Consider the following 15,650-nt stretch of genomic DNA (forward strand, 5'->3'; position numbering starts at 1 on the left):
TGTTTGAGACACCTCAGTAAATATAAACTCCAGAAATCATTTACCTTTTGTTGATTTCTCATAAATTTCATTAATATATTTCTCATAGAAATGTTCCGAAATCTTCGTTTATCAATATCTTCACAGGGATTTCCTATTGCTGTTTATAAGTTCGATGAAAAATTTATGAATAATCGCTTCAATATTTATTTTATATCCGAGCTATGTATCCGCAGTACCCTTTTTGCTCTTCTTGACTCTACCGACCTCGACCTTACGCAGCTCCTTTACCTTTCTTACGTCTAGCTATTAGAATCTGGCTATGTTCGTTTTCAATTATAATCCGCAGCCACCTCAATCATCGCCTTCATATCCCCTATCCAATTGCTTTATTTGCCACTGGCACTAATTCCGGAGGCATCTCTTCCTTCAATCTCCAAACGAAACTCATGGGTTTATTCCCTTCGTGCCTTACATACTCGGCTTCTCCTAAGAAGACAAAAGGCGAAGTGAAGTTATTCTCCTCTTTATATTCACGGACAAATAATACAATTCTATTTCCCATCTGCTTATGTTGGATGTAGCGTTTGGCAGTGTTCGTTTCTTCCGAAATCCGACTCTGCGTTTGCCAATGAAAGAGACGTTCATTAATGGCGTAATCTTCATACAAAGTTGACGGAGAAAAATCTTTGTCGGACTTATTAAGTGTAATAAAGAAAATATCCGTCCCCTTATCCTCGAAATACTTTACGCCTTCACGAAAAGCTGGAGCCTTTTCTTCATTCCAAAAGCCGAAGGCCGCCAAGACTTGGTCCGTTGAATATGTACAGTGTAAATCAAGGGGACATGCGTATGGGAACTCATTCCTTTTATCGACAAAGTTAATATGAGCATAATTATATTTTAGTATTTCAATGATCTCTTCTTTAAACTTGTTGCAGGAAATAATAGATTGAACAGCATGGTGAATGTCCTGATACCCTTGCTTTTGGGGCTCTGACCGGTAGAAGGTATAGTAAAACATATTCAGCATCAGACGTTCTTCTTCTGTTTGTACGGGCTTTCCTTGCTCAAGATACTGGATTAAAAAGCTTAAAAGTCTCCGGGAGTTCATGTTTAATAAAGCCGGAATACGTTTTGTCAGGTACTCCCTATTCTCAAATTCAAATGGCTCGATTAAACCCGCTTCAGCCATCAACCCGCGGAATGTTCGATTTCCATTACGCCCACCGTAGAATTCATAAAGACTCATGCCATGGTACCGAATGAAATTTTCTAGTGTTAAGCTTAATCCAGTATCTTCTTCAAAATATTTTAGCTTATTAACCAGGCTCTTCCGATTAATTGTTGTTTGCTTCAGATTTCTAAGGATGTATTCTTTAGCCTGTTTCTCAAGCTGAATGAAGCTTCCACGTGGTAGGCTCGAAAACCCATGCTCGACGTAATGCTGAACGGAATGCTTTGTTTTGCCTAATATAGCTCTAAACTTCTCTTGGAAGCTATATTCTTTATGAGCCTGTCCAATAAAATCAAGAACCGTTAAGCATTCTTTTCCATCTGCCAAGCGAAGCCCACGACCAAGCTGCTGTAAAAAAACGGTCAAGCTCTCTGTAGGACGCAAGAATAAGATCGTGTTGATCTCCGGTATGTCTACCCCTTCATTGTACAAATCAACAACGAAGATCACCTTGACGTCACCCGAAACTAATCTCCCTTTAGCAGAATTACGCTCCTCATCACTAGACTCTCCGTGCAACGCAATAGCGGCAATCCCCGACTCATTGAAAACCTTAGCCATATAGAGCGCATGCTCTACACTCACGCAAAATCCAAGTGCTTTGACATCATTTAAATCTGTTACATATTTCTTTAAGCTATTAAGAATTTGATTAGCTCTAATTTTATTATGGGTGTATAAGTTCTCAAGCTCATTCAGATCGTATCCGCGTCTAGACCACCTGACCTGAGTTAAATCCACGCTATCCGTCACACCGAAATAATGAAAAGGACAAAGCAGTTTACGATCAATAGCATCCGTTAGCCGAATTTCAGCCGCAATGGTGTCATGAAAGTAATGCAACACATCTTTTCCATCCATCCGCTCAGGGGTAGCCGTCAATCCTAATAAAATTTGAGGTTGATAAAATGACAAAAGCTTCTGATAAGAAGGCGCCGCGGCATGGTGAAATTCATCGACGATGATATAATCGTAAAAATCTGCCGTTGTTTTTTCAGCGAGCTTCAGTGTGTTAAAGCTTTGAATACTGATAAACAGATGATCAATAGAATCGGCTTGATTACTTCCAACATGGAGCTCTCCGAAATTAAGATCTTTCAGAATAAACCGAAATGTGTCCAGACTTTGCTTTAGGATTTCCTCGCGATGAGCAACGAAGAGTAGTCTTGCTCTCTGATTACGACTGGCAAATCGCTTATAGTCAAAAGCGGAAATAACCGTTTTCCCCACACCAGTAGCAGCGACCAACAGATTCCTCATTCTTCCGTAAATGACTCGCTGAGCCTCAAGCTTTTCAAGAATCTCTTTTTGGTAATCATAAGGGGTAATATTAAATTGGAAGGTTAGTAGATTCCCTTCCTGTTCCTTCTTTTTGCCGAGTGCTTGCTTGAGAAGCATTTGATGCTCCTGGTCTAAGCTAGAAAAGGTCTTAAATTCACGGTCGTTCCAGTAGCTCTCGAATGTCGCCTCTATCTTCTTAAGGACATCGTAGGAATCCTTCTCCGTAACCTTTACATTCCACTCCAAGCCGCTCGTGAGAGCAGGATTTGATAGGTTTGATGAACCCACATAAGATGTAGTAAAACCTGTGTCTCTTTTGAATAGATATGCCTTTGCATGTAGCCTTGTTCGATCTGTGTCATAAGAGATTTTGATTTCCGTGTTAGGCAGCTTGCTTAATTCTATGACGGCCTTATAATCAGTTGCTTCCATATAGGTCGTTGTGATGACCCGTAAACGGCCCCCATTTGATGTAAACTCCTCTAACTGCTCCATAAGGCAACGCAGTCCGCTCCATTTGATAAAAGAAACCAATAAATCAACCTGATCTGAAGTTACGATTTCCGTTTTTAGTTCACTCATCATATTGGGCTCCGAATGAGCCCCCGTAAATAATGTGCTTTGGGACAATGGAGTTGTAGGCCTATTTACCTTGGAATCCTTAATACTACGAATGTTGTTCAGCTTGGAATACACGTAGGTTAATACCTCACCTCGTTCATCAAGCTGCCATTCCCTTAATTCCTCGTCCCCTAGTGTGTTGCGCAAAGTGGAAATAATATCATTACAAGTCCGCACCTGCAATAAAAGCGCATCTTCATCATCACTATTTTGTTCACGTATCATTTTCAAAGCTCTTCGCGTCACTGCAGCTAAATAATTGGATAGTTGTTTTCGCGCTTCCTCTGGGTCGAGCTGTTCAATACCAATGTCATATAGAGAAGGATCCAAATCTGACAATTGTCTCCTTGTAAGATTGTTGATAATTTGCTCATACAGTCCCTGCTTCATATAGCACCTCATCTGCCTTGGAGTCACCTAAATAAACGGTTTTATGCATGAAGACCCCCTCATTACTGAAGGGGTTTCTGCCTTTTCTCTTTACGTTCAAAATGATAATGCAGCCTATAAAGGCAAATTTCTTTAATCCAGCGGTACAGGATAGAACAATGCTCAGGGGCGGGGGTAAACCTCAGACTAAACACCCCATCCTCAAAACGAGTCATACTCCCTTTTGCTGAACCCCACTTCGTCATTGGCATACGTTCAATAAGCTGGCTGACTCCGGCCTCATTATATTCCCACAGCCGTGTCGAGTCCTTATCAGAGAAATCGATTCGTCTTCGGTATTCCTTACCCATAAGGTAACTGTGGAAGAACGGTGCTATCTCTTTAGATGTAACAGACTCCACCCAATGTTCCGTACCACGTTCTAACATATAAAGGAGAACAATCATCTTATAACTCTTTGTCATGACTGTCTTTTCAACATCACGAACCCAAGCCTCGTACTTATAATATACTTCCTCTTCTTCCTTGGTTAAGCATTCGGCCCAGTGAAGAAAGCCAACGTAAGACCCGAATTCACCCCGATATTCCCAGCTGTTGGATGTGCCATAAAGGTGAAGTTCTAGATAGGTAGGAATCCGTCCGAGCTCATTCTTTAGATCAAGGAAAGATCGGTGCAATCGTTCGCGATGCGGTAGCTTCTTACGGCTTAATTCTTGGAGCAGATTAATAACTTCCGTCTCCAGATGAAGTTCGCATCCGTCCGGTACAAATGGAACGACTGAATTCTTTGCCATTCCCCTAGCTTCCTCATCATTTGCGAATAATCGAAGCTTTACGTCTGCATTGCGGTAATTTCCAATTAAGTCGATAATCGTACAATGAGACTTCAGCTCTGACAATCGCAATCCTCGCCCAACCTGCTGCGTGAACACCGTTAATGATTCCGTTGGCCGAACAAATAGCAAAGTATCTACACTTGGAATATCTACACCCTCATTAAATAAATCGACTGTAAATATGACTTCCAAGGTTCCTCTGTCTAGACCTTTAATCGCCTCTTCTCTTGTAATTCCCACTGTCCCAGAGTGAAGACTGACTGCCGATGTTCCCCTTTCTTGAAAATAGCCTGCCAAGAAATCCGCCTGCCGAATGGATGAGCAAAATCCGATGGTTCTTGTTTGTTTATGCTTAGCCCAAGCATCGAAGATCTTGTCAGCCAGTGCTTGTTTTAACTGTGCAGCAGTCAACTGTTCATCATCGTAGTGCGTTCCAAGCCATCTAATAGATGAATAATCAGTATCGTCATAAACACCAAAATATTGGAATGGGGACAACCAGCCACGTCGGATGGCCTCAATAAAATGAATCTGGTAAGCGACATTACCTTCACAAAGAGCATAGACATCCTTGCCGTCCATCCGATCTGGTGTTGCCGTGATGCCAAGTAAAAACTTCGGTTTAAAATATTGGATCACCGCTTGATACGATACCGCGGCAGCATGATGGAATTCGTCTACCACGATAAGATCAAACTGGTCCTGCAAGAAGGATTCACGGTGCTTCTTCATCCCAAGTGTGTATATTGAAGCAAAGACACAGTCTGCATCTCCCTCTTTCTTAGCCCCGTTATAGATACCAAAGGTTCTATCCGACATGATGCGCTGAAAAGATCGCTTCGCTTGTGTGAGAATTTCTTCACGATGTGCTACAAATAGCACACGTTTAAAACGCTGCGCAAAAAAGCCGGCAAGATAGGTCTTCCCAAGCCCCGTAGCCATGACAACCATGGCTTTATCATATTCTTCTTCTAACGTCTTCTCTAATGCATCCAGTGCTTCAATTTGAGCAAATCTAGGATGGATAGGCGTTTGCTCGATAACAGATACCGATTCTTCTTCAGATTCCCCTGCACTTTCGGTGCGGTATTCATCCTCTTCCATCTCTGTAATCATGCGAATTAGCTCTGGATTTTTACGATGACAAGTACGATACTCCTCTTCATAGATAGCAATGGTATGCTCATTCAACGATAAAGTAGAGTCGTGGTAAAAATTCTGCATAAATTTGTCCAAAGCGACTTGAAAGGTATACGGCTCGGCTTTTGCATTCATCGCTAAGTTCCATTCCACTCCCATTCTCATAGCAGACATGGAGAAGTTGGAGGAACCAACAATAAGCAGCCCTTCACCATTTTCATAGTCAAACAGATAGGCTTTAGGATGGAAGGACGTTCCCATACTTCGCCATAACCGCGCTTCCAGCCGCGCATCAATATCGAGCAAAGCCTGCAGGCCTTCCGGCTGCGTGACAAAAAGATAATCACCGGCAAGAACCTTAACTTCAGCTCCTCGCTCTATCGCGCCTTTCAGATGGGGTGCCAACAAGCGCACTCCCGACTGCATGATAAAAGAAGTCATAATATAAATACCAGATGCATTCTGCATCCCGTTGATTAACTCGTCAGCTAAATTTTCTGTAATAAGTTTGACATTAAGCGTTGTCGTCGACATCGATTAGATACACCCGCTCCTGAAAACCCCCACGTGATTCCGCCTTCTTCTGTCTCAATGCATCGAGTTGTTCCCATGTTGCCCCATGAACGGCGGCCAACGCCCGGATGATCTCAAGGATATCCGCAAGCTCTTCTAATGATTCTGTTGGACCTTGAGCTGCGAAGTACTCCTCTGACTCTTCTTTAAGCTTTTTAACCAGCTCTTTAATATATTCTTCCTCATCCAAAATTCGTGTGCGGCATTCCTTACCCGTCGATTGGATCACCTGAGGAATAAGATCACGAACAAGTTTATTGTAAACTGGCATGGGTATTTCATCCTTTGCAATTTAGTTATCTATTATTGTATCACAACTAAGGGAGTGGAAGAGATTAGTATGAATTGAAGTAGGAGCAAGACAATAAAGCTTGTGTGAACCCCTCATAGAAACAAAGATAGGGTCACTATCAATTGACCCTATCTTATATATTTTGACTGGCGATCATGATCCTGCTTGTGATTTCTTCTTGGCATCTTCTTGATTTATGACTTAATTAGCGCTTTTATACATACTATAATTACGATATCTGCTCGTTCATTCTCTCTGCTCTACGGTTTAGTATATTGAGCATATTCAGGTCTCCGAATAGAGTTTCTTTGATCAATTTATTATTTTTAAATATATGAATTCCGATTCATTCAACAAATCTTCTATACTCCCATTATTTGTTACACAATAATCACATTTACTAGAAACAATTTCTTTTGCTTCTTTCTCAGTTGAGTGTTGATAGTTACTACTTTGGTTTACTTCACCATTCCTAGAGATGACTCTCACTTTCCTCAATTCATCATACGCAGTTATGCCCAGAATCGTGAACCCCTTGTTTTTCCAATACTTTAAATCCTCATGAGTCCTTCCTCCCACGATAATAGGAAAAGTCCTCAATTCGTTTAAACATATAAGTATTTATTTTGAATCCATCTTTGAAAATTCAAGGTCCATTTCTTCAACTACTTTTGAAAAAACATAATCATTCATGATATTTGGGTCAATGCTGCGTAGTTTGTCTGCTACCTGTTGTCCTAAAGTTCTTTCATTATCGTCCCATTTCGGGTTAACCTTTGCAACTCTCATTATATCCCGACATAGCATGCCTAAATTTTTTTAGACACTCAGCAAATGTATCTTTTCCTGCTCCTATCTCACCAAAAATAGCAACCCCGATAGTCATCCTTGGTTAGCTTCCTTCACAGTTACAAACGGCAATGATTCTTCATTTGCTTCTTTAATATCCCTAATAAAATCTTCATATTGATAGCTTCTCGGAAAGTAAGAGAATTTCTTCAATGTAAAGTAATCATCCTCACTCATAACAGAACGGGAAAGATCGTTACCTAATTGGAGCGATTGTTCATAATCAATTTCATCACTAAGGTGCATGTATGAATACCCAAGTGCGTCGGAAGTGTCTATTACGGTTGCGCCTAAAGAATTAAAGTAATCATAATTACAATAAGGACCATAAACTACAACCGGATTAACGGATACCCCTTTAATAAATTCTTTATTCGACAGCAGCCACTTCTTAGTTTCTGCGATAGTCTCGAGATTTTCTCCTGCGTACAATAATACATTTACTTTTACATTGATACCTTCTTTATGACATGCTTTTATTAATAACTGGGCTTTTTCAAGATACGATTCAGGCTTCTTAGTTTTGTTCATCGCTTTTAATTGTCTAATGCTGGCAGACTCCAAACCAAGGTCGACTACTTTCAAACCCGCTTGTGCTAACTCATGAATTATCTCTGGAGTTAACGCATCCACACGGCTTTCACAGCGCCACTTAATTGCCAAATTTTCTTTTATGTATAACTCTTTAAATTTTCTTGCCCATGATAAACCTGGGAGGAACAGTGATGCTTCAAAATAAAAGTTAATGTCATCGCATTGATACATATCAATGGCACGCTTTATTTCACTTATTAATTTTGTTGGTTCTTTAAGTTGCGTGATAGGAACATTTTTCTCCATGCAAAATGAACATCCTCTCCCGCATCCCCTTGAAACTTCGATAGATGGCTGGTATTCTTTAAAATCATAAAGTAGTGTATAGTCCAACTCGTAAAAACACTCTACCTTATCTACCATTACTTCTATTGATTTCCATTTTCCTGGATATAAGGCTTGTTCAATTACTTCATCTCCTAGCCCAGTTATCCATAAATCGACTTCTGGTATTTTGCTTTTAATCCATTCATCCGAGTCCCCTATAACCCATCTTCCACCACCGACTATTTTCAGCTCGTATTCATTTTTAACCAACCCACAGAACTCCTTAGCCCATGGTAAAGAGTAGTAACTAGGAATAGATAATAAAATGGGGTATTTTAACTGATTTAAATCTATATCCGAATCTTTGATTATCTTTATTAATTCATGAGGTTTTCTATATTCGCCTTGAAACATTTTTACAGTATATCCTCTATTTTTAAGAACTGTCGCCAACCCTAACAAACCATAATTGAGATACCGATTCATTCGGTTAAATGGGTTATTTTCTTTCTTTGCTTTTAAAAGCCCTGTAGAAACTAAAACTACTGTTTTTTCTCCCATTTGCATCCCCACCTCGTTTTAATGTCATATCACTTTCATATATTTTTATAATTAAAATTTCATTTTGCATAATAATTACTGCTCATTATTTATTATTTGTTCATAAATTCTATTTAGGTAAATAATGGAATTACCAATAACATTCTCAATAAATCAGAATTTAAAGGGTACCAACAATAAGTATATGGCCGGTGTGAGAGCTTTTTTATTTCCACTGCCTACATTACTGAGCGCTTCAACGACCAAGAATTTATACTTACTGCTGTTTTCCAAGTTCTATAAGTACGAAAGCAGACAGAAAATAAAAAGTTAGACAACACTAATACATTCTACAAATCTTTTATACTTACTTTTTTTATTTAAATTAAACTGAATGCCCATTTCTGTAAGAGCATTCATAATATAATTACACTCTCCATCATTTCTGACTCCTTCAACTTCAAGTTCGAAGAATTCGTGTCCACCTGGGAATAATGAATGATCTAGCTCAAACAAAAAATTATCTACTAAATTAATTTTTTGACGTTCATTCTCGATATATCCGAGCAAAGTTAGTTTAGAAGAATCAACAATGTCCCCAAGATCTACTTTGTCATAAGAAATTTTTTCAACTAGCTTGGAAGGGTTCGATTTAAAGCACTCAAATTCATATGCAGTAATTTGCTTCTCAATCTCTATCGAAGATAGGAACTGATTCTTATCTTTGAGTTTCATTTTTAGGCAAAGCAACCAATTACTATCTTCTTTTCGAACTCTAAGTGTTATACCCACTTTTATCAAGAGTAAAGTCGTACGTATCAAAATAGTAATTAACCTGATTAACAGGTACATTATTATCTGAGCATTTTAGAATCTTCATGTAGGAATCATTTTCAAGTAGGAGTTTAAGTTCTTTCTCAGTAGAATTCATAATATGTCAGCTCCTTTAACATTTTAAAACGATGAACCCTCAATAGTGAGTTCATCGTTCAAATTCATGTTAACATAGTATTATTCATTTTCCATATTCTGTTTGTTAGAGATTTGGGTAAGCTGGGGCAGGATATGTTCAGAAGCAAATTTTTTAAATTCACTTATACGTTCCTGGTTCAAACTATACACCCTTAAGATACGCAACCCATTATTCAAAGACTGAATTATCTGTGAGCTAGTCCTTATTTTTTGAGGTGATACAACATAATAACCTAAACTTGATTTCTCTAAAAGTTGTGCTCCTTGACCCATATCTTTTAAAGGAAACCGTTCGTCACTGAATTTCATTAACTGAGATTCACCAAATTCTTTTATGATTTGTTCGAAGCCTTCGGAAAATTTAGCACTTAACGTGGTAACCTTATCTTTTTCATCGATAAACTCCTCTACTTCATAAACTCTTTTCCACAGATTTCTTTTTCTTATATCTTCAAGTGTTTTTTTTCTCTCCTTTCCAAGTTTTTTAAGGAGATGATTAATAAACTGTTCATCACTTAAGGAAACATATAACTCTTCAAAATCCTTTGCCGTCAATTGCTTCTCTGACCAACTTGTAAAATTCAATCCTTTTTCTTCAGTAACGTAATTTAACATTGCCCTACAAGCTTCATTGGTCTTATGACCATATACTTGGACATACATCTCGTATCTAGCTTGAAGGAAATTTTCAACAGCATGTAATCCACTCTGCTTTAACCCTAATCTTATCTTTTTATCATTAATAGCATACGCTAACATTGATTTAAGAACTCTAGCTTCAGAGTAGTTACCATATGGAACTCCTGCGAAATAGCTATCGCGCTTAAGGTAGTCCATCCTATCGCAATCAATCGGTGCACTAGCAACTATATCATTAAGTAATTGAAGAATATCATACTCTTGGTTAAATATTGGAACCATTAACTTTCCTAAAGCTAATTCTGGTTTCAGGATGGTTAGAATATTATAAATGGATTCTTGTGAGCACCCAATTTTATGCAAAATCTTATATATAAAATAGCAAGATACGTGCTCATGTTCAATTCTAACATCTGTTTTCTCCTTTTTAATCTGCTTAAGCTCATAATCTCTTAATAGTTGTTTAATACTTGAAATAAAGATATCATCTCCGCCTACATTTTCATCAGAAGAGATTATTCGTAAAAATTCATCCACATTCGGTGCAAATGCATCGAATAAATGTGATAATGGGCCATGCCCAATATCGTGAAGAAGTGCAGCTAACCTAAGCTCAATAAAAGTCTGTTTGAAAAGTTCTTTATTTTCTCTTAGATGTCCATTTAAATCTATACCTACACCTCTTGTTAGCGCGGAATTGAAGTCATCCTCGCTGTTTGCTATATCTCCTCGTCGCTTAGCAATGTAACCGTTCTCAAGAACAGCAAGTAACATTTGATGTGCATAATTCATGACGCCAATAGAATGTTCGAATCTAGTATGTTTTGCAGAAGGAAATACTTTATATAAAAACGAATTTTGCCTTACATGATGAAGTCTATTAAATAGAGGAGATTCAACTACACTCATCTCCTCCATAGTTAGATGAATAACTCCGTGAATTGGGTCATTTATACTACGTACGAGCCCTAGTTCCTCTACAAATTCCAAAACAAACCCTCCTAAAAAATCACTTTTAATTTAGACAATATTTCCATATCATTTTAAGTCAAACCCTACATATATATCAATTTTTAAAAATTAATTTAAAAATATTTCTAAATATTACATAAAACTCTACCAACCTTAGCTATCTGGAATATGAGAAATCGCAGAAAACATAAGTAACAGAACTATTGGCACTATTTTCTTTTACTATAACAAAAAAAGGCTCCTACCTGCAGTAGGAGCCTCATTTCGACAATTACCTTGCTGTTCACTATATTGTTAATTGAAAGACATTTGAGAACCTATTTAACTCCTCACCAATAAAGCCACACTCTCCACATGTGACGAGGTGACAGGGAGTACAGAGAGTAGCGTTAAACGGTGGAATGACATTTGCTCACTCATTTTATTGTTAGATTATCTTCTCTAATTCATAATGAATTATTGCTAAATGAACAGGAAATTTTTCGATGAATTGAGTGTATAAATAAAACTCGTTTCCTTGTTCTTGTTCTATTGCTATTGCAAGGTTATCTAAATCTGTAAGCGCATTGTAAAGAGCTCTGTTTAGTTTACGACATTCATAAGGCGGTAAAATATCACTCATTAAAAGGAAGTTTGTTCTATAGTTTTTTCTCTTTGAACTAATATGTTCATAAAATCCCGATTTATCAACTTCATTAAAAAGTTTCGTTAAATTATCCAACTCGTATTTAGCGAAAGTAACTATACTTCTAATTTTTTTGAAGTAGTCATTCTTAGAAGTGGAGTTTAATAAGAGAAATTCATGCAATGGTCTATAATTATCATCCCATTTGATTCTTATGTTATGACTTTTAATATAGTGGTCGAACTCTTTTAGGAGAATTGGTTCATTTTTGCCATTGTTGTTTATCCATTCACTGCGACAAATAGGTAAACCAAACTCATTTTGAATTATATCATCATAAAAATAAAGCCATACATATTCAGGATTATTCGCATCGTTCCCTGACTCTAAGACTTTTTTGAAATAATTATTATTTTTCACTTTTTCATTTATCTTTTTTATAAGTTCAATTAAAGAATCCTTCGAACTTGCAAATGAACGTTCAACATAAACTTTTGCACTAATTCTTCTTTTCGTACCAGTTGAATTATCCTTTTCTTCCAATATGGTAAAATAGTATTCGCTTGTTTCTTGCTTCCTCCATTGCTGTTGTTCATTAACTCCTACTTTTGAGATGCTCTCTATGGCATTATAAAATTCAGCATCCTCTTTAACCTCATTTTGAATTGGTATTCTAATTCTTATAGTCGACGTGTTTTTTCTCCAATCTACACCCTTACTATCCAATTCCTGAAAGATATATTTCTGCGCCCATATCCAGTAGGCTTTTTCCTCAGTAACACCGTAAATTACTAAGATGACTGGAAAATCACATACATCACAAAAATTCAAAAATTTTATAGGGCAATCAAAAACAACTGAGTCTTCATTATATTTCAGTTCATTAGTTGCCTTTAACTGCACCTTAATTATCTTAGCTGTAGTTTCGCCCTCATCGGTAAAAAATTCAATCTCACCATCGATGTCATTGTCCTTTTCTTGTGTTCTGTATTTCCATCCATTGGAAACGATTGTTTTTTCAATAAATACTTTAGATAAATACTCAGAAATTTGCTTTGAATCGAGCTTAGAACGCACTACTTCGTCACTCCTTTACAGGTATCAAACTTCTCTATTTCAACCATATTCTTATCAGTTTTAATATGTAGGAGAATAGATTCTGTTAGTATCTGTGTCGATAACAAAATCCACTTGCACATCTGCCGAATACGGCACTATCACAAAATTATGTAGATTACAAAATACTTCGGCTAGTTCCTTAATATCTGTGACTTGTGTCAATGCATCATGATACATTCTCTTCAACTCAAATTGATTACATTTCCTACCGTAAACAATAATTTGTTGAAAAAAACATCGATTTCGACTAACATAGCTCTCACGACTGGGTGCTAACCAATCAATATAGCTTGAAATGTATTAAATATAGCTTATCATCATGATGTTTGCTTTCGCAATGATGTACCCAGTGCCTGACGATTCGTTTTTGCTCTCTCATTCAGAGTTTACCTCTATTTTCCCCTTGAGAAATTTTGCCCATTTGGTTGTCCTACTCATAAAAGGTGCAATTTTATAACCTAATTATCGAAACTTTCTGCTCTTCTTTACTCCTAAAATAGTCAGTTACCACCATTCCAAAGTGTGAAATAGTTAAGTTCGTTTTCTTCCGTTATTTACAGATTTGTACAGCTTCTGTATGTCTACTGGGGACATCGTTACCATGCATATGTTAAAGATAGACACCCCCTCCTTATCATGTAATAAAAGGGGTGAGAAGAATATGGTTATTAAGAGTGATAGACTGCTGACTCTGGAAGAAGCGGCATACTTCCTAAACTTATCACCACGAACTCTTTATCGTAAGATTCACGATAATGAACTCTTGGCGTTAAAGATAGGTAGCCTGTGGCGGCTTGAACCGGAAGAGGTCATGAACTACGCAAGGAAACAACAAAATCGAATTGGAGGAATACAACTTGGCTAATTACACTTTGGCAACTATCGCCCGAAAGCTATCGGCTTCCAATCGTGGTCAGTTCGTATCCGAAGACTCTGTTTATCAATGGGTTAAATCCGGTCAATTACGGGTTCAAAGAATCCCTTACAATGAGCGAGGATACGGTAAATATCCTTATGAAGTGGAAGAAGACCACCTTATTGATGTTCTACATAATAAGGGATTTGATGTAGCTTCGCTCTTTCCTAAGTCTCAGTAGTGTTGGTTGTATTCTCACATGAGCGAAATGCCCCTACTTTAATTAGTGGGGGCTAGTAACGAAACAATTTGCTCATTATAACGATTATTCTTATAGAAATAACATATACGCATTACCCGTGGTCGCAGAAGAACACGTTAAAAAATGCCCCTGCGTTCACAAGTAGGTGTTGCCCCGTTAGATGGACAGGTATTTGTTTTTGAAGTTGTACTTCATTCTCAGATACTACAATCATTTGTAGCCCCGTCACGGTCGCCTAAAGGCGAGGGATTCATGACAGAGCATGTTTATCATGCACGTGGTAAAGCCGTACCTGAGCATGTCTGATGTCATGCAGGAAACCTAAACCCACATGTGTTTCTTATTCCCCTACCCCATTAAGGGGAATAATGTTTCCTTACCCACCTGTGTTTCCATTAAATAAATAATCCAAAAAAAATCAGGGCGAAGCCCCCGAGCGAAGCGAAGCGGAGCGACCACAAGAAGACGTAACCCACCCCAAAGGGGTGGGGAGAAGAACAACACTAGTCGTAAGTCTTCATACTCTTTGATATGATGAATTTATAACCATAATTAGGGATGTGATGTATAAAATGAAATTCCCTACACACCTAGACGGTGCAGAAGTCTTAAAAACTACAACTAATGATACATCACGCAAATTAAGTTCAGTCATATTTGAGGAAGAAGATGGAACTACTAATGAAGTTTTTATAACTGCATTAGCAATAATAAAATACAAGGATGATGATAGATACTACCTGTTCTTATGCGACTGTAATTGGGAAGTTGTTAATGACTTCCTTCTTGATACTATGAGTGAAGCAATGAATTGTGCAAGAATGAATTTCTCTGTCAATTCAAATGATTGGATTACTCTTATTGATTAGCTATCAAATTATCGTTTTATTATTTTCAGAATGATTCGCAACAGCCCCCCACCATAAAACGATGGTTACCTTGGAGGGGGAATCAACAATGAAAATTGAACGCACATTCGTAGGAATAGCTTCCCTAGAGGATATTTTATCCTCGATACTAAGCCTTCAGATTGACACTATTGAAGCCCAAAAGTACGATAATGATAGAGCAAATGTCATTCCTTCACACATGGAAGGAGTGGCGAAACAATGAAGTGTGTTATTTATGCTAGAGTCAGTACGAAGAGAGAAGAACAGAAGAACAGCTTGCAGAATCAAATTGCCTTGGCGGAAAGTATTGCTAAGGAAAAAGGGTTCACAGTTGTTGAACGGTACATTGACAACGGTATAAGTGGTCAGGGTATGAAGAACCGAACCGAGATATTACGACTGCTCGAAGATTCTAAAAAGAAGAAATTCGACGTTGTTATCGCTAAATCGGTTTCACGTTTAGGAAGAAATACGGTTAATAGCATGAACCCGGCGGATATAATCTAGAACGCAATAACATTAGGCTTATTTTTCCTGAAGATGGATATGACACTAAAAAGAGCAACAGCAGATTAAACTTCAACTTGAGAGCGGTACTTGCAGAGGAGGAAAATTTAAGCTTATCCAACAAGATAAAATGGGGGCTTAAATCCAGTGCTACTCAAGGAAATCGAGTTGTATCCGTGCCTCCGTTTGGTTATCGAACAAATCAAATC

12 protein-coding genes are annotated in these 15,650 nt (G+C 37.8%); 5 read left to right on the forward strand and 7 right to left on the reverse strand.

Annotated features, from left to right (window positions below):
• Positions 1–355: 355 nt before the first annotated feature.
• The 7 genes from I2H74_RS17170 to I2H74_RS17205 form a co-directional block, all read right to left on the reverse strand.
• A complete protein-coding gene (locus tag I2H74_RS17170; protein ID WP_195575450.1) occupies positions 356–3,508 on the reverse strand; it encodes a DEAD/DEAH box helicase in 3,153 nt (1,050 codons plus the stop codon).
• 62 nt (positions 3,509–3,570) lie between these two features.
• Complete coding sequence (locus I2H74_RS17175) at positions 3,571–6,018, reverse strand: DEAD/DEAH box helicase family protein (protein WP_195575451.1); 2,448 nt, start codon at positions 6,016–6,018, stop codon at positions 3,571–3,573.
• Positions 5,999–6,328 carry a nucleoside triphosphate pyrophosphohydrolase gene (locus tag I2H74_RS17180; protein WP_195575452.1) on the reverse strand — a complete coding sequence of 110 codons (330 nt, stop codon included), beginning with the start codon at positions 6,326–6,328 and terminating at the stop codon, positions 5,999–6,001. Before I2H74_RS17180 ends, I2H74_RS17175 begins: the two co-directional genes overlap by 20 nt.
• A 903-nt stretch (positions 6,329–7,231) precedes the next feature.
• Positions 7,232–8,620: a B12-binding domain-containing radical SAM protein gene (locus I2H74_RS17190; protein ID WP_195575454.1), complete on the reverse strand. Its 1,389-nt coding sequence runs from the start codon at positions 8,618–8,620 to the stop codon at positions 7,232–7,234.
• Positions 8,621–8,929: 309 nt separating this feature from the next.
• Entirely contained in the window at positions 8,930–9,421 is a 492-nt protein-coding gene (locus tag I2H74_RS17195) for a hypothetical protein (protein WP_229106770.1), read from the reverse strand.
• Between the two features lie 189 nt (positions 9,422–9,610).
• Complete coding sequence (locus I2H74_RS17200) at positions 9,611–11,200, reverse strand: HD domain-containing protein (RefSeq protein ID WP_195575456.1); 1,590 nt, start codon at positions 11,198–11,200, stop codon at positions 9,611–9,613.
• A 409-nt stretch (positions 11,201–11,609) separates the two neighbouring features.
• A complete protein-coding gene (locus tag I2H74_RS17205) occupies positions 11,610–12,884 on the reverse strand; it encodes a DUF4365 domain-containing protein (protein ID WP_195575457.1) in 1,275 nt (424 codons plus the stop codon).
• A 703-nt stretch (positions 12,885–13,587) separates the two neighbouring features.
• Between I2H74_RS17205 and I2H74_RS25320 the strand changes: the two genes are divergently transcribed.
• The 5 genes from I2H74_RS25320 to I2H74_RS17230 all read left to right on the forward strand — a co-directional run bounded on the left by I2H74_RS25320 (position 13,588) and on the right by I2H74_RS17230 (position 15,441).
• Positions 13,588–13,791 carry a helix-turn-helix domain-containing protein gene (locus tag I2H74_RS25320; RefSeq protein WP_195575458.1) on the forward strand — a complete coding sequence of 68 codons (204 nt, stop codon included), beginning with the start codon at positions 13,588–13,590 and terminating at the stop codon, positions 13,789–13,791.
• A complete protein-coding gene (locus I2H74_RS17215; protein ID WP_195575459.1) occupies positions 13,784–14,023 on the forward strand; it encodes a hypothetical protein in 240 nt (79 codons plus the stop codon). The genes I2H74_RS25320 and I2H74_RS17215 overlap by 8 nt, the downstream gene beginning before the upstream one ends.
• Before the next feature lie 593 nt (positions 14,024–14,616).
• Complete coding sequence (locus tag I2H74_RS17220) at positions 14,617–14,913, forward strand: hypothetical protein (RefSeq protein WP_195575510.1); 297 nt, start codon at positions 14,617–14,619, stop codon at positions 14,911–14,913.
• Positions 14,914–15,001: 88 nt separating this feature from the next.
• Positions 15,002–15,157 (forward strand): hypothetical protein, encoded by a 156-nt coding sequence (locus I2H74_RS17225; protein WP_195575460.1) that lies wholly within the window; start codon positions 15,002–15,004, stop codon positions 15,155–15,157.
• The gene (locus tag I2H74_RS17230) at positions 15,154–15,441 is read left to right on the forward strand and encodes a recombinase family protein (RefSeq protein ID WP_195575461.1); all 288 of its coding nucleotides are present in this window, start codon (positions 15,154–15,156) and stop codon (positions 15,439–15,441) included. Before I2H74_RS17225 ends, I2H74_RS17230 begins: the two co-directional genes overlap by 4 nt.
• Positions 15,442–15,650 lie beyond the last annotated feature (209 nt).

It is taken from the genome of Paenibacillus sp. 1001270B_150601_E10 (assembly GCF_015558675.1).
Classification (GTDB): domain Bacteria; phylum Bacillota; class Bacilli; order Paenibacillales; family Paenibacillaceae; genus Paenibacillus_B.